Here is a 15,477-nt window from a genome sequence, read left to right as displayed (position 1 = left end):
GCCGGGGTTGTACGCTGCGACGAATGGACTTCAGTCTGCGCAGCTGCTCGTGGCACGGGCACGCCACCTACGCCCCCGACGAAGCGGAACTGGCTGCGCGCCTGCATGTTTCGACGGCCGCCGGCGAAGCCTGGCGGTGTCTGCGCTGCGGGAACTTCGTGATCGGCGAACCGCGCGGACGCGGCCCGGCCGGCGCGGCGCCCGAGGTGCCGCGCGGGCGGCTGCTGCGCGACCGGCTGATAATGCGGCTGCTGGCCACCGAACGCGTGATCCGCGGGCTGGTGTTCGTGGTGCTGGCCGCCGGGGTGTTCAAGGTGCGCAATTCGCAGGAGCAGCTGCATGCCGCATTCGATCGCGAGCTGCCGCTGATCCGTCCGCTCGCCGACCAGATCGGCTGGAATCCCGACAATTCCAAGATCGTGGCGTTCATCGAGAAGGGCTGGACGCTGTCGCCGACCGTGCTCACCTGGATCGCGGCGGGGTTGCTGGCGTACGCCGTCATCGAATTCGTGGAGGCCGTGGGCCTGTGGTACGTGCAGCGCTGGGGTGAGTATTTCGCGGTGATCGCCACCTCGCTGTTCCTACCGCTCGAAATCTACGAGCTCACCGAGCGCATCACCGTCGTCCGCGCCGGCGCCCTGGTGATCAATATCGCCGCGGTGCTGTGGTTGCTGTGGTCGAAGCGGTTGTTCGGCCTCAACGGCGGTGGCGCCGCCTATCATCGCGAGCACAGTGAGGAGAGCCTGCTGACCGTGGAACGCTCCGCGGTCGCCACCGAGGCGGGGTGACGGCACGCCGAGGCCCGGGTGCGCCGCCGCGGCGCACGGGCAGGTATTACGCTCGTGCCGGTGACCGAGTCCGCTGACCGATTGCTACCCGCCGAACCCGCACTGTTCGACGGCGTCTCCCGCACCCGGGACGAGACGGTGATCGAGGGCGCGGATCGGCTGCGGTTGTTCTCCTTCGCCACCGCCGACAAGCGCAACGACTATCTGTGGGTGCTGCGCGCCTTCGATCACGCGCGTGCCGCCTATGTGGTGCTGCTGCATGCCTCCGATGTGGCCGACACCCTGGCTCGGATGCTCGATGCCCCGCACCCCACCGCCACCGAGATCGGGCCGCTGCTCGAACAGCTGCACACCTGGGGTGTGCTGGAACGCAGTTACGACGGCACCCGCGCGGCGACCCTGGCCGAATATCGCAACCGGCACTACGTATATCAGTTCTCGCAGGCCGGATATCAGGCGTACCGGGCGGTGAACGAGGTCCTGGGCGCGCGCTTGGACGAGGCCTCGCTGTCGCGGCTGGTGCTCCCGGAACTGCTGGCCGATCTGCAAGCACTGGCGCAGGCCAATCGCGGCGGGGACGCCGAGCGGGTGTACCGGATCCTGAAGCGACTCGATACCGCGCTGTCCGAATTGGCCGACCGCGCGGCGCATTTCTATCTGACCCTCGGCGATCTGGTCCGCACGACCGAGGCCACGCCGGAAGCCTTTCTCGCACACAAGGATGCGCTGCTGGCGCACATGCGCGAATTCAGCATGGATCTGGCCCGCTACGCGCCCCGGCTGGCGGCCGCGATCGCCGAGGTCGACGACACCGGCGCCGAGTCGCTGATCGCCCGCGCCGCGTCCTGTGACGAGCGGGTGCTGCTGGACATCGGCGCGCGCGAAGCCGATTGGCGGGCTCGCTGGCAGGGGCTGCGCGGATGGTTCGTCGCGGTCCGCGATCGCGGCGCGCCCGACCCGGCCGCCGAATCCGCACCGGCGACCGAGGCCGAACGGTTGCGGGAGGCGACCATGAGCGCGATCGCGGCGGTGCTGTCGCTGCTGCGCCGCGTGACCGAAACACGCAAGGGCGGGGTGAGCCGGGAGTCGGCGCTGCGGCATCTGGCCGGTTGGTTCGCCGCCGCGCCCACCACCGACAGTGCGCACGCCCTGTTCGACGTCGTCTTCGGATTGGGCAAACCCCGGCACCTGTCGATGGAACATCCCGACGCCGACATCATTCCCGCCCACCGATCCTGGTGGGAGGCAGCGCCGCTGGAGATCGCGCGCACGCTCGCCGAAACCGGCCGTCAGCCCACCCCGGGCGCGCCCGCGCGGCTCGTGCGCAACGATGCCGGGGTGCGGCGGCTGCGCCAGGCGCAGTTGGAGACGCAGCGGGCCCGCGCGGCGGCCGCGATGTCGCTGGCCGCAGCCGATGTGCACGACCGGGTGCTCGACGAACGTGAAACCGAGGTCCTGCTGCGGCTGCTCGACGCCGCCTCGACCGCGTGGGTGCCCGTGAGCGGCCGGGTGAGCACGACCGGATCCGACAGCGGCGTCACGCTGACGGTCCGCGAACATCCCGGCTCCACGGTGGTGCGCACGGCCCAGGGCCTGCTGTATCTGGATCACCGCCGGCTCGAGGTGCGCGAGAATTCCCGCGCCCGCACCGCCTCCGGTCGGTCGTGATGCACGCGAAAACCATCGACCCGCTCGCATTGGACAGCTACCAGCGCGCGGCGCGGGTCCTGCTGGCCAATCATCTGGTGACCCGGACCTTCCCGGATCGCATTGCGCTGCCGTTGATCCGGCGCTGGGCCACGGAACTGCGCGAGGACATGGCCGAGCTGCTCGGTTACCGGCTCGAGGTCACCGAGACCACGGCTCGGCTGTTCCCGATCCCCGACCGGCTCGACACCGGCCGTCCCGCCCGTACCCCCGCCGATCGTATCTTCGACCGTCGCCGCTACGCCTATCTCTCCCTCGCCCTGGCGGCGCTCGGTCGCGCCGGTGATCAGATCACGCTGTCGGAGTTGGCCGATCAGGTCGCGGCCTACGCCGTGCGGGTGGAAGGGCTGGAACTGTCGACCGAACGCGCTGCCGACCGGGATGCGTTCGTGGACGCGGTGGCCTGGCTGGCCGCCCGCGGCGCCCTGACCCTCGCCGACGGCGACGCCGGTGGCTGGGCCGCCGACCCGGAAGCGGGTGAGGCACTCTACGACATCGACCGCTCGGTGGTGTTCGCGATATTCCGGCCGCCGCGCGCGTTGCAGCACCTGCACAGTGTGCGCACCCTGCTCGCCGACGACACCGATTCCGCCGCAACGGTTTCCGTGCTGTCGCGCGCCGCGGCCGCGCGCCGGGTGCGGCGGGCGCTGATCGAACTGCCGGTCGTCTACACCGAGACCCTCGGTGCGGCGGAACAATCCGCGCTGGGCAGCGAGAAGATCGTGGCGGAGGTGGAGTTGCTCACCGGGCTGCGCGCCGAACGCCGCGGTGAGGGTGTGGCCTTGATCGACACCTCCGGCCGGTTCTCCGATGTGCGCTTCCCCAGCACCGGAACCCTCGCGCAGGTCGCGCTGCTGCTGATCGGCGAGATCGCCGACCGGGTCCTCGACATCGACAATCCGCTGCCCCGGCAACCGCGCCCGCCCGCCGCCACCGGCATCGCCGACGGTCTCGATGCCGCCATTCCGGCGGCCACCGTCTTCGCGCCGCTGGTCACGGCGCCGCAGGAGCCCGGCGACGCGGATGATCCGGCCGACGAGGAAGGTCCCGAGCCGATCACCCATCCATTCGTCGACGACGAGTGGATTCGCGCGACGGTGCACGCGCTCACCGAGCGGTACGGTTCGACCTTCGCCGCTCAATGGCAGGCCGACGTGGGCGGGCTCACCACCGAGGTGGTCGGTCTGCTGGCGCGGCTGTCTCTGGTGGAGATGGTCGACGGCGGTGTCCTGGCACTGCCCGCGCTGGCCCGCTATCGGGGCGCGGTGGTCACCGTGCGCACGCGGGCCGAAACCGAATTGTTCGCCTCGGCACGATCGCTGGGCGCGCACGCCACCGGGCAACCGGCGACCGCACCGGCCGACGCCGCGGGATCCAGTACCTCAGGAAAGGGGACGGAGTAACCATGGACCTCATTCACGGTGGTGTCCGCTTCATTCCCACCCGCGCCGGAATCGTCAATCTGTGGGACTACCGCGATCAGGAATTCTGCTTCGCCGACGGGCGGCTGGTGCTGCGCGGTCCGAACGGCTCCGGCAAGACCAAGGCCCTGGAGGTGTTGTTCCCCTTCGTCTTCGACGGCCGCATCGAACCGCGGCGGTTGAATCCGTTCGCCGGTGAAGAGCGCACGATGAAGTCGAATCTGCTCTATCGCAAACAGGATTCGGCCTATTCCTATGTCTGGATGGAATTCGCGCGCGGGCGCTGGTCGGATCCCGAGGTGGTCACCGTCGGCATCGGCATGCGCGCGACCCGGTCCTCGGACAAGGTGACGCGGTGGTATTTCGTCGCCGACGGCCGGGTGGGCGTGGACTTCTCGCTGATCGGACCCGACGACCGGCCCTTCACCCGCAAACAGCTGGCCGAGCAGATCGGCACCGACGCGATCGTGGACCGCCCCGTCGACTACCGCGCCGCGATCGACGCGCGCATGTTCGGCCTCGGTGTGCAGCGCTACGACCAGTTGATCAATCTGATCCTGACGCTGCGCCGCCCGCAGCTGGCCAAGAACCTCGATCCGCGCGGACTGTCGCAGGCCCTCACCGACGGTCTGCGCCCGCTCGACGATCAGCTGATCCTCGACGCCGCCCGCTCGTTCAGCGATATGGAGGAGGTCGGCCGCACGCTCGAGGGGCTGGTCGCCGCCGACTCCGCCACTCGCACCTTCGTCGACGTCTATCGCAAATACCTTGCGGTGCAGGCGAAGTCGGATGTGGATCAGGTGCGCTCGCGGCTGGACGCGGTGACCCACGGCAGCACCGCGCTGTTCGCGGCCGCGGCACTGCGGCAGCGGCGCGAGACCGAGCGCGCCGCCGCCGAGCATCGCGCCGAGGAGGCCGATCGCGCCTACGAGCAGGCCCTGACCGATCGGGAGACGCTGCAGCGGTCCAGCGCCTACGAGGGCAAGCAGCAGCTCGACGATCTGGCCGATGCGGTGCGGCGGCTCGAGACCTCGGCGGCGGTCCACCGCGACAAGGCGACCAAGGCCCAGCAGGCGGCCGACCAGCGCGGCGAGGAATACGAACGCGCCACCGCCGCGGTCACCACCGCCGCCGCGGCCCTGGCCCGCGGTGAGGACGAACTGCGCGCGGCGGCCGAGGAGGCCGGAATCGCCTGGGCCGCCCTGCCGGAACAGGCCCGCACCGAACAACTCACCACCACCGTGCGCAGCCACGCCGAGGAACGCGACGCCGATGTGCGCGCGGTGCGCCAGGCGATGACGGTGGCCGATGCCGCCGCGGCCGACCGCACCCGCGCGGAGCGAGCCCTCGAGCGTGCGGCCCGCCGGCGCGACACCGCGGCCGCCGAATTGGCCGAGGCGGAGGCCGCGGTGGCGCTGGCACGCGCGAATACCGCTGCCTCCCTGCGTAGTTGGTGGAACACCCACGGTGAGCTGTACTCACCCGTGGCCGCCGGATTGTTCGAGGCGCTCGACGCCGCGCTCGCCGAGGCCGGCGGCGACGATGCGCCGCCGCTGCCGCAGGTGCTGGCCGAGCACACCGAATCGCTCACCGAGTCGCTGCGGGATCGCCGCCGTCTGGCCCGCGCGAGCGCCGATCAGGCTCGCGATCGCACCACGGCGCTGCGTGCCGAACAGCAGCGGGTCGCGGCCGAACAGGACGACGCGCCCCCGTCCCCGCAGAGCCGCGCCGAGGCCCGAACGACGCGTCCCGGCGCACCGCTGTGGCGGCTGGTGCGTTTCGCCGACGACATCGATGCCGAGCGAGCCGCCGGGATCGAGGCGGCTTTACAGGCCGCGGGCTTGCTCGACGCCTGGGTCGGTGCGAATGACGAGGCGCCGCAGGCTGATTCGGACACCTTCCTGACGCCGCTCCCGCCCACCGCCCGGCCCGACGGTCCCACTCTCGCGCAGGTGCTGGTCGTCGAGGACGGTGTCGGCGACGATGCCGATTCGCCGATCGCTACGGCCTCGCGCACCCACCTCACCGATATCCTGGCCTCTATCGCATTGAGCGACAACGGCTCCCACGTCGGCGACCTCGTTGCCGTCGGCGGTGACGGCGGTTTCCGGCAGGGTGTCCAGATCGGCTGCCACCACAAGCCGCAGGCCGAATTCATCGGCGCCACCGCCCGGGCCCGACGCCGGGAGCGGCGCCTGGCCGAGTTGGCCGAGGAGATCGCCGCCGCCGAACAGACCGAACAGACCGCTCGTGCGGATGCCGATGAGGCCTCCGGCGAGTTGGCCCGGCTGGCGGCCGCCGCGAAGGACTTGCCGCGCAGCAGTGCGGTGATCGCCGCGCTGCGTTCGGTGTCCGAGGCGGCGGGAGTTCTGCGCTCGCATACCGAGGCGGCGGCGCAGGCCGAACACGATCTGGACCAGGCGGTCGCGGCGTTCACCGCGGCCGACAAGAAGGTGCGCGCGGTCGCCGCCTCCCGCAACGCGCCTCGCGACCCCGCGGAGCTGGACGCGCTCGCCGCGGCCGTCCGCCATTTCGAGAACACCGGCACCGCCCTGCTGCGGCTGCGCGGCGACCAGCAACGCGAGGCCGAACGCGCCCGCGAGGCCAGCGACCGGCTCGGCGAATCCCGCGATCTGGCCGAGGCTTTCGCCGAGGAGGCCGAAGCCGCGCGAGCCGGGTACGAGGAGCAATTGCGCAAACTCGAGACGCTGCGTGAGGCGCTGGGCGCCGACGCCGCCGATATCGACCGCGAACTCGAGCAGGCCCGCGAGCGCATCGACGCCGTCCGCGCCGAACAGCGGGCCGCTCGCAAGGCCGCCGCCGAGGCGATCGAAGCGGTCGGTTCGGCCGAGGGCGCCTATCGCGCCGCCCACGAGTCGCTCGGCACCGCGCTGACCGAATTGCTCACCGACGTGCGGCAACTCGCGCCCTACGCGCGGCCCGATCTGCTCTCGCTGCTGGGCGCGCCCACCGAGAGCCGGTGGCCGAGTTCGCCGGCGGCCTGGTCGACGGCCGATCAGCTGCTGTATCGCATCGAATCCGGCGGGCCGGAGAACGAGACCGCCGTCCTGCCCGTCGAGGTGCACGAGTTGTTCGACAACCTCTGCGCCGCCACCACTTCCGTGCGCGCCGGGGAGTCCGCCCGCAAGTCGACCCGCAGCGCGGTGACCGCGGCGCTGCAGGAATTCGACGCCGCACTGGCCTCCGCGCGCCAGGACTACCGCCTGCAATGGGACGCGGCCGACGGCCTGACCGTGGTCCAGGTGCACGACGACAACGGGATGGCGGCACTGGCCGATTTCGCCGACCGCATCGCCGCGGCTCGCGCCGATCAGGAACTGCTGCTGACCGATGCCGAGCGGCGTATTCTCGAGGACGCGCTGCTGACCGGGCTGGCGCAGCAGATCCACGAACGCACCTGCGACGCCCGCGATCTCATCGCCCGGATGGGCGCGGAGATGAAGCAGCGGCGCATGTCCTCGGGCAACACCATCGGGGTGCACTGGGTGCTGGCGGACAATCTGTCGGAGTCGGCGCGCGCGGTGTGCAAACTGCTGGACCGCGCCGCTGCCGATCTGGGTCCCGACGAGTTGGCCACTGTGCGTGCGCATTTCGCCGCCGAGATCCGGGCGGCACGCGCGGCGCATCCGGAACGGTCCTATCCGGAGATTCTGGCCACCACGCTGGACTACCGGACGTGGCGGGTGTTCTCGTTCACCCTGGTGACCGCCGACGGCTCCGAGGATCGGCTCACCGTCGCCCGGCACAGCGCGCTCTCGGGTGGCGAACAGTCGGTGTCACTGCATCTTCCGCTGTTCGCCGCCGCGCACGTGATGCTGGATTCGGCCGATCCGCAGGCGCCGCGACTGCTCGCACTGGACGAGGCGTTCGCCGGCGTCGACGACAACGGTCGCAGCGAATTGCTCGGCCTGTCGGTCGATTTCGATCTCGACCTGTTCATGACCGGCTACGACCTGTGGATCACCTACGATCACGTGCCCGCGTGCGCGCATTACGACCTCGCGCATTCGGCCGCCGAGAACACCGTCAGCGCGACGCTGCTGGTATGGGATTCCTCGGCGCTGCTGGCCGAACACGACGGCTCCGATCTGACCACCGCCCTGGGCTCGCCCAACCGGCGCCGCACCCCGCATACCGTCGAGGGCGGCATCACTTTCGACGAGGCGCTGGAACCGACCAGCTAAACCAAATTCGTTGCGCGCCAGGCATATTCGCGACCGGCGCGGCTCACCGGTCGCCGAAGGTGACCGACAGCGTATCCCGGTCGCCGGGTGCGACCACGACGGTCAGCGGCGGATCGGGAATCGGCCGGTCGGAGGCGGCGTAGCCGACCCAGCCGGTGCCGACGAAGACCGCGATCAGCAGGGCGGTGGGCAGTTCCGGCAGCAGCCATCCGCACGGTATGGAGGACAGACCGGTCTCGGGGATCAGCTGGACCGTGGGTATGTCCGGTCCGGTCTCGCTGTGCACCGCATTGCCACGTATCGCACCGCTCCGCCGTACCGGAACCCGCCCTTGCACCCGAACCTCCATCGCTTCGAGCGTCCCGGCCCGTCTGCCGGGAAACCGCCAGACATTTACAGTGCCCCATCCGCGAGTGCGCCACACCGGTATTGGACAGGACAATGGGCGTGTCTCCGAAAGTTTGCTGAATACCGACTGGTAGCTATCCGATTCGCGAGTTTCGCGCTACCGGTGCGGACGGACACTGGCGTCGGGCCACCGGGGCGGGCAGGCGCCGCCGGGGAAGGTCTGCAACTCGAAGTGCCACCACTCGTTGTCGAACGTCCGGCACAGCCCCCACCGATTTCCGTTGTCCTGCATCCACTGCGCGCCCTGCTGCGGGCCGACGTCGATGGCCTTACCGGTTACGTGCGTGGATTCGTCCGGCGGCAGCACCCACCGCCGCGCGGCGTCGGGACCGCCGTAGGTGGCGATGCCCTGCTCCCACAGCTGTTCCTGTTCCTCGCGGGTGCGATGCCCGGACACGATCTCGAGCGGAACACCCTGCTGGTGGGCCTGGCTTTCGGCCATCGTGTAGGCGGCGGCCAGCAGCGGATCCAGTCCCTCGGTGCCGGCGGCGAACGCGGTATGGGCGGGTTCGGCCAGACCCGGTCCGGCGGCACCGGCCAGCGCCACACCGACCACCACGGCTGTACCGGCAAGTCCTCGCAGCATGAAACCGATCGTAACCAGCGCCGATCCCCACACCGCGCAACCGGGTGCCGGCCCACCGTCACGCCCGCGAGCCGCCGGGCACGACCATCGCCTGACATTCCGGGCGGCTGCGTCGTCGAAAGGACGTACCAGTTTTTCAGCCATCCAGGAGCTCCGGACATGACCAGAATCGGCATCATCCTCGGCAGTACCCGCCCCAACCGCAACGGTGCCCAGATCGCGCAGTGGGTTCTGGACTCGGCATCGCGTCGCGGCGATGCCGAATTCGAACTGATCGATCTGCGCGATCACCCGCTGCCGCATCTGGACGAGCCGGTGCCGCCGATGTTCGGCCCCTCGGTGCACGCGCACACCCGGGCGTGGGCCGAGCGGATCGCAGCGTTCGGCGGTTTCGTGCTGGTGACCCCCGAATACAACGGCGGGATGCCGGGGGTGCTGAAGAACGCCCTCGATCACGTCTTCGCCGAGTGGGTCGACAAGGCGGTCGGATTCGTCTCCTACGGCGCGAACGGTGGCGCCCGCGCGGTTGTGCAGCTGCGGGCGGTCTGCAGCTCGCTGGGGATGGCCGATGTGGGCTATCAGGTCTCGATCTCGGTGCTCACCGATTTCGAGAACCACACCACCTTCACCCCGCGGGACCATCACGCCGCCGCGCTGGACAAAACGCTGGACCAAGTCGTCGCGTGGAGCACCGCGCTGGCCCCGCTGCGGGCCGGCGCCGAAACCACTCTCGCCAATTCCTGAGGAGCCGAACATGACCGTATCCAACGATTTTCAGTCCCGCGCCGACCGGCTCGCGGCCGACGAAGCCGAGATCCGCCGCCTGATCGACCGGGTGGTCGACGGACTGCGCGCCAAGGATCTCGACGCCGTGCGGCAGGCGTACGCGACCGACGTCGTGTCCTTCGATGTCGAACCGCCACTCCAGCACGTCGGGATCACCGCGAAACTCGACAACTGGGCCAAGGTTTTCCTGTTCTTCGAGGACGTGGACTACGAGATTCGCGATCTGACGTTCACCGTGGGCGAGGACGTGGCATTCGGGCACGCCTTCGCCCGGCTGCACGGCACGATGAAGAACGGGGTGGCCAACAGCGGTATGTGGGTCCGGGTCACCTACGGAATGCGCAAGATCGACGGCACCTGGCTGATCGTGCACGACCAGGTGTCGGTGCCCTTCGACATCGCGAGCGGCACCGGGGTCGTCGATCTCGAGCCCTGACAAGCACTTTCGACGTCAGCCGGCGGAGACCGCTTCCTCGTAGGCGCGCAGTGTCGCGATGACCAGGGCCCGCTGCTCCGCGGTCAGCGGGCCCAGCGCGGCGCGCCACCCCCGATCCGCGCCACCGAGCCAGTCCGCCACCGCCTTTCGGTGCGCGCCGGCGATCGTGACGAGGGTGCGCCGCCGGTCGTTGTCGTCGGTGCGGCGTTCCAGGACGCCCTGGCGGCTGAGGTCGGCGATCATCAGGCTCACGGTGGTCGGCGCCACCTCCAGTCGCCTCGCCAGCTCGTTGACCGTGAGCGGCCCGTCGAACAGCACGTACGTCAACAACGACAGATGGCGCGGCGCCAGATCGAACGATCGCAGGGCGTCGGGCACCGGCAGGCGTTTCGCCCGGCCGACCAGTCGCGGCATGAGCAGCACCATCGCCCGGACGCTCTCGTCCAGGGACAGCCCGTCGTGCTCCGTTGACATACCCTTCTCCCTCAAATACCTTTGCTTTCAAAGCTAAATTGCCGAACAGGCCCATCGTCCCATGTGGACAACTGCCCCCTTCTCGGAGGAGAACGATGACCGATCCCGCCCGGCTCCGCGCGCTGACCATCGGATTGGATCCACGAGCGCTGGACTACAGTCGCCTTCCCGATCTGGACGAGGAGCAACTCACCGCCAGGGTCGACGCCGCCAATGCCGCGCTGCGCGATACCGAATTCGATATCACACCGTGCCTTGTCTCCGCGTCGCCCGACGAGGCCGAGCACGAGATCCGCGCGGTGCTGGCGACCCGGTCGTTCGACCTCGTCATGGTGGGCGGGGCGGTGCGAGCCATACCCGAGCACACCCTGCTCTTCGAGCGCGTGGTCAATCTCCTCGCCGAGGCGGCGCCGGGAATCCGGTTCTGCTTCAACACATCACCGGAGACCACCCTCGACGCCCTCCGCAGAGCGGCCGCATTCGCCTGAATTCCGCTCGCGGCGAAGCCTTCCGGCGACGATCACAGGCAGTCGTAGACGGCGGCGACCAGGTCGTAGGCTCGCCGGTCACCGGCGAGCCAGTCACGGCGCAGATTCGGAACGAAGGCGATCGCCACCCGGTTGTCGACATCACCCATGCCGATCGAGCCGCCCGCGCCGGGGTGTCCGAACGCGGTGGGTGCCGCGGTGTCCGGCAGGACGAAGTTCTGCGACGGCAGCATGTATCCCCAGCCGAACGCCGTCTCGAGTTGCAGCACCGCGTCCACCCCGCGCACCCGCTCCCGCGTGGCCTCGGCGAGGACCGCCTGCGGCAACAGCGTTCCCGCGACGAGGTCGCGATAGAAGCCGGCGAGAGCGCGAGCTGTGACGACCAGACCCGACGCCGGCCACCCACCCGCCAGCACATCCGAATTATTGTATGCCGCAGTGGGATTGGACGAGGAGCGCATCAGCAGCGAATCCGGATCGCGATACGCCTCTGCCACGCGGGCCGCCGCGGCCGCATCGATCGGCCCGCTGTCGTCGGTCCACACCATCTCGGCGGCGGGCGGGCGGGCCAGGCGCGCCGCTCGAGCGGCCTCGTCGGCGGAAACACCGATGCGCAGATCCGCACCGAAGTGGCCGCGCACATACTCACCGACCGTCGACTGGGTATGGCGGCGTACGAATTCGCCCACCAGCCAGCCGAAAGTCAATGCGTGATAACCGTGTTCGCTACCCGGACGCCACATCGGGCGCTGCGCCGCGAGGGTGCGTGCCATCAGTTCCGCGTCGGCGGCCTCGGCCACCGTGATCGGCTGCTCGAAGACGGGCAGCCCGGCGCGATGGGTCAGCATGTCGGCGAGCGTCGTGGATTCCTTGCCGGCGACCGCGTACTCGGGCCACCACCCCGCGACCGGCTCGTCCGGGTCGATGCCGAGGTCGTGCGCGACGGCGAGAGCCGCCGTCGCGGTGACCGCTTTCGTGCAGGAGAAGACGACGCAGGCCGTGTCCTGCTCCCACGCCCGCCCGGTGCGTTCGTCGGCGACACCACCCCACAGATCCACCACAGCGCGCCCGTCGACACACACCGCCACGGAGGCGCCCAGATCGCGCCCCTCGCCCAGGTTGGCGGCAAACACCTCGCGGACCGCCTCGAAGGCCGGATCCACCCATCCCTGTACGCCGGTCATCACAGAATTAGAACACGTTACAGAGACTGTCGCCGGTGTTCGCCGCCGAACCCGGCGCACCGGGGCGAAATGCGCGGCGGCGTGTCGCTCTGCCGCGAGTCCGAATCACCCGATAGCGTGCGAAGCGGTCGTGTGCTCTGCCGGCCCGACGACGAGGAGGCAGTCATGGCTCTTCCGCTGACCGCGAACACCCTGGTGCCGCTGGCCGCCGCACTGGGGGCGAGCGCACTGGTCGCAGTCGCCTCCCTGGCGCCGGGACGAACCCGGAGGATCCCCGCGCAGGCCGACGAGGTGACCCGGCGGCGCCTGGTGCGCCAAGGTGGCGTCGCACCCACCGGCCGGCACCGGGCGGGACGAGCTCGGTGGCGTGCGGCCACATCGACGTCGCGATAGGACGGATCACGAATCGAGCCATTGTTCGATCGCGTTCAGTTCAGCGGTGCAGAAGACCTCTTCCCCGCTTTCCCTGTCCAGCAGTTTCCATTCCGGTTGCGGGCGGACGCTGCGGAGGAGAACGTAGCCGGCGGTTTCGGCGCGCGCGGTGAGCTCGGGAATGCGTTCCGGCATCGGATCTGCTTGCGCTGCCGAGGTATTCGTCTCACGATCACTCATCGTCGTCGCTCCTGAGGGTGTTCGGGCGGGTGGAATCGGGACGAATGCGACCGGCCGCGACCAGCGCGACGAAGGCCTCACGCTTGCGCGGGCAATCGTGATCGCGATGCATCTGCATCCAGTGGTGAGCCTCGGCCGTAGTGAAGGACCGGGCGGGCGGGGCACAGCTCCAGTCCGTGAGCCGAGCGATCGGCGACCCGGAGTTCGCGCCGTTCCATCGCTCGACGTGCCCGGAACGCGGAGAATCATCGCTCGGCCAGAAGCATCCGACAGCGAGCAGCACGACGCCGCACCCCGCCAGCACCGTGACGACGCTCGACAGGGCGTTCCACGTTCCCATCGCTCACCGGTCACGAATGGTGTTGGGGTACAGATCGTTCGCGAGTTCGCTCAGCCCGGCGAGCACCTGCTGGAAGGTTTCGATCGGCACGTCGCACTGTCGCGGTAGACCGGAAACGTCACTGCCGACCGGGAATTCGATGTCGCGCCGATGCGCACGCTCGCGCGGGCTCAACCGCGGCGGCTCGATCCGCCGGACATGCACCAGGGTCCGATAGGCAACCTGTTTCCACGCGCACAGTTCGATACGGCAGTTCCGGTGATGCTGCATCAGATCGTGGGCCAGTTCGATCTGCGAGAGATCGCAAATATCCGGTAGCGCGAGGAGAGCATCCTCGTCGATCGGCGGGTACGGCACTGGTGGCATCTCCTTCGATAGCGTTGGGCTGGAACGCAATTCACGACCGGCGCTCGCCGGGCGGGTACGACTCGGCTATCATGTGCGGTAGCCGTGGCACAGGGGGCGCACTCCACCTGTAGCCGCACTAGCGATTCGTCAGGTTCCTCTGTTTGTGCCGACCGCAGGAGCGGTCATGCTTTCGCGTCGGTCGTGGTCGCAGCACCAGAACACCATCGACCGGCCTGGTCCGCGTGCGCGACATGAAATCCCGCCGGAAGTGCCGCAAAGCGCCAGGACGGATTACAGGAATCCAGAGGCACCATTTCACTTCGCAACGCATAGAAAGGGGCATTCGATGGCCGAACGCGGGGAACCGCTGTCCCTGCCGAAACGCCAGCTCGGCTACTACCTCAGGCAGGCCCGGGAGGAAACCGGCATGAGCCTGGCCGAGGCCGCGGCACATATCGGACGCTCGGCACCCACGTTGATGCGTATCGAGAAGGGGCTCACCCAGAAGCTGTCGGTTCCCGAGATCGAGGCGTACTGCCGGCTGTACGAGTTCGATGAGGAGAAGGTCGAGGCGATGAAAGGCCTTGCCCAGCAGGCCGATACACAGAACTGGTGGCACGAGTACGACGATCTGATTCCGGCCGACTTCGATATCTATGTGGGGTTGGAAACAGGAGCACAGGAAGTCGCCACGTACCAACCAGACCTGATTCCCGGCCTACTACAGCTCCCGGACTACGCCCGGGCGCTGATGCGCACCGCGTTGCCCGACGCTCCCGAGGAGGAAATCGAGCGTCGCCTTCGGCTGAAGCTGCGACGACAGCTGCTCATCACTCGCAAGGTGCGTCCCGCCGCACTCCAGGCAGTGATTCACGAAGGGGCGCTCCGAAGGAGCGTCGCAAGCGCCAAAGTCATGGGCTCTCAGATTCGCCACGTCGCGGATATGAGCACCCGCACGAACATCGAGGTCCGAGTTCTTCCGTTCAGCTCCGGAGTCCCCCTGGGTGATCCGGTGGGCGCCTTCGTCGTTCTGCGGTTCAACGACCGCACGCGCACCGTTGTCTATGTTGAAACCTTCACCGGCAACTTGTACTTGGAGAAATCGGCTACCGTCCGCCGGTACGCTGGAGCATACGAGGAGATGCAGCTCGCCTCCCTGGATGCGTCGGCCAGCAGGGCCTTGTTGCGACAGGTAGCGAAGGAGTATTTGCGATGACGGTTGATCTATCCGGCGCGAAATGGTTCAAGAGCAGCCGAAGCACCGCCACGAGAGAATGCGTCGAGGTCGCATTCCTCGATGGCAGCATGGTCGGCATCCGCGATTCCAAGAACCCGAACGGCCCTGCCCTCGTTTTCACCGCTGATGAGTGGGACGCCTTCACCGACACGATGCTGAACGGTGGGTTCTCCCAACCACAGGCGTAGTCGATCGGCGAAGCGAGTCGGCCGGGCGGCTCGCAGTCGGTGATTCCGCACGGATCCCTGTTTCATGTCTCGGCGAGTCTGAAACGTGTTGCGCCACAGTCCTGCTGGCACAGCAGGGCGGGCTGCCACCGGCACCGGTTCTCGCTGCCACCGGCACCGGTTCTCGGCGAGCTCCAGGCCGATCCCGCGTCCAGTACCACCGCGGGGGCGCTCGGACGGTCTACACGTAACACTGCCCCAGCGCCGATGGAGGTGGTCAGCGCGGCATC

17 protein-coding genes are annotated in these 15,477 nt (G+C 68.9%); 10 read left to right on the top strand and 7 right to left on the bottom strand.

The features are described 5' to 3' along the window. Positions 1–23 precede the first annotated feature (23 nt). The 4 genes from A5789_RS06215 to A5789_RS06200 all read left to right on the top strand — a co-directional run bounded on the left by A5789_RS06215 (position 24) and on the right by A5789_RS06200 (position 8,121). Positions 24–788: a DUF2127 domain-containing protein gene (locus A5789_RS06215; protein WP_064901892.1), complete on the top strand. Its 765-nt coding sequence runs from the start codon at positions 24–26 to the stop codon at positions 786–788. Between the two features lie 159 nt (positions 789–947). Next, positions 948–2,456: a TIGR02677 family protein gene (locus A5789_RS06210; protein ID WP_063019361.1), complete on the top strand. Its 1,509-nt coding sequence runs from the start codon at positions 948–950 to the stop codon at positions 2,454–2,456. Further along, a complete protein-coding gene (locus A5789_RS06205; protein WP_064901926.1) occupies positions 2,456–3,898 on the top strand; it encodes a DUF2398 family protein in 1,443 nt (480 codons plus the stop codon). Before A5789_RS06210 ends, A5789_RS06205 begins: the two co-directional genes overlap by 1 nt. Before the next feature lie 2 nt (positions 3,899–3,900). Further along, positions 3,901–8,121, top strand: coding sequence for a TIGR02680 family protein (locus A5789_RS06200; RefSeq protein ID WP_064901891.1), 4,221 nt, complete (start codon positions 3,901–3,903; stop codon positions 8,119–8,121). A gap of 43 nt (positions 8,122–8,164) precedes the next feature. On the opposite strand, the gene A5789_RS06195 is transcribed toward A5789_RS06200, so the two are convergent. Next, complete coding sequence (locus tag A5789_RS06195) at positions 8,165–8,407, bottom strand: hypothetical protein (protein WP_064901890.1); 243 nt, start codon at positions 8,405–8,407, stop codon at positions 8,165–8,167. A gap of 219 nt (positions 8,408–8,626) precedes the next feature. Next, positions 8,627–9,115 carry a M15 family metallopeptidase gene (locus A5789_RS06190; protein ID WP_063015778.1) on the bottom strand — a complete coding sequence of 163 codons (489 nt, stop codon included), beginning with the start codon at positions 9,113–9,115 and terminating at the stop codon, positions 8,627–8,629. A 159-nt stretch (positions 9,116–9,274) separates the two neighbouring features. On the opposite strand from A5789_RS06190, the gene A5789_RS06185 reads away from it, so the two are divergent. Then, on the top strand, positions 9,275–9,859 hold the full coding sequence (locus A5789_RS06185) for an NADPH-dependent FMN reductase (protein ID WP_064901889.1): 585 nt from the start codon (positions 9,275–9,277) through the stop codon (positions 9,857–9,859). Positions 9,860–9,869: 10 nt separating this feature from the next. Continuing rightward, complete coding sequence (locus A5789_RS06180; protein WP_064901888.1) at positions 9,870–10,337, top strand: nuclear transport factor 2 family protein; 468 nt, start codon at positions 9,870–9,872, stop codon at positions 10,335–10,337. Positions 10,338–10,352: 15 nt separating this feature from the next. On the opposite strand, the gene A5789_RS06175 is transcribed toward A5789_RS06180, so the two are convergent. After that, entirely contained in the window at positions 10,353–10,811 is a 459-nt protein-coding gene (locus A5789_RS06175) for a MarR family transcriptional regulator (RefSeq protein WP_064901887.1), read from the bottom strand. Between the two features lie 95 nt (positions 10,812–10,906). Between A5789_RS06175 and A5789_RS06170 the strand changes: the two genes are divergently transcribed. Further along, positions 10,907–11,299, top strand: a complete 393-nt coding sequence (locus tag A5789_RS06170) for a hypothetical protein (RefSeq protein WP_064901886.1) — start codon at positions 10,907–10,909, stop codon at positions 11,297–11,299. Between the two features lie 32 nt (positions 11,300–11,331). Here A5789_RS06170 and A5789_RS06165 read toward each other — a convergent pair whose 3' ends face one another. Next, positions 11,332–12,483: a serine hydrolase domain-containing protein gene (locus A5789_RS06165; protein WP_064901885.1), complete on the bottom strand. Its 1,152-nt coding sequence runs from the start codon at positions 12,481–12,483 to the stop codon at positions 11,332–11,334. A 165-nt stretch (positions 12,484–12,648) separates the two neighbouring features. On the opposite strand from A5789_RS06165, the gene A5789_RS37215 reads away from it, so the two are divergent. Further along, complete coding sequence (locus A5789_RS37215; protein WP_169812432.1) at positions 12,649–12,876, top strand: hypothetical protein; 228 nt, start codon at positions 12,649–12,651, stop codon at positions 12,874–12,876. Between the two features lie 6 nt (positions 12,877–12,882). Here A5789_RS37215 and A5789_RS36320 read toward each other — a convergent pair whose 3' ends face one another. The 3 genes from A5789_RS36320 to A5789_RS06150 are packed head-to-tail and all read right to left on the bottom strand — an operon-like array spanning position 12,883 to position 13,792. Then, positions 12,883–13,095, bottom strand: coding sequence for a hypothetical protein (locus A5789_RS36320; protein ID WP_146098585.1), 213 nt, complete (start codon positions 13,093–13,095; stop codon positions 12,883–12,885). Further along, a complete protein-coding gene (locus A5789_RS06155; protein ID WP_064901884.1) occupies positions 13,088–13,435 on the bottom strand; it encodes a hypothetical protein in 348 nt (115 codons plus the stop codon). The genes A5789_RS36320 and A5789_RS06155 overlap by 8 nt, the downstream gene beginning before the upstream one ends. A gap of 3 nt (positions 13,436–13,438) precedes the next feature. Next, on the bottom strand, positions 13,439–13,792 hold the full coding sequence (locus A5789_RS06150) for a hypothetical protein (RefSeq protein WP_064901883.1): 354 nt from the start codon (positions 13,790–13,792) through the stop codon (positions 13,439–13,441). A 337-nt stretch (positions 13,793–14,129) separates the two neighbouring features. Between A5789_RS06150 and A5789_RS06145 the strand changes: the two genes are divergently transcribed. Then, positions 14,130–14,999 carry a helix-turn-helix transcriptional regulator gene (locus A5789_RS06145; RefSeq protein WP_064901882.1) on the top strand — a complete coding sequence of 290 codons (870 nt, stop codon included), beginning with the start codon at positions 14,130–14,132 and terminating at the stop codon, positions 14,997–14,999. Continuing rightward, positions 14,996–15,208, top strand: coding sequence for a DUF397 domain-containing protein (locus tag A5789_RS06140; RefSeq protein ID WP_064901881.1), 213 nt, complete (start codon positions 14,996–14,998; stop codon positions 15,206–15,208). The genes A5789_RS06145 and A5789_RS06140 overlap by 4 nt, the downstream gene beginning before the upstream one ends. Positions 15,209–15,477 lie beyond the last annotated feature (269 nt).

Origin of the sequence: Nocardia sp. 852002-51101_SCH5132738 (assembly GCF_001665695.1) — a bacterium.
Taxonomy (GTDB): domain Bacteria; phylum Actinomycetota; class Actinomycetes; order Mycobacteriales; family Mycobacteriaceae; genus Nocardia; species Nocardia nova.
Note: the sequence above shows the minus strand (reverse complement) of the source record. Positions and strands in the feature narration are given on the sequence as shown.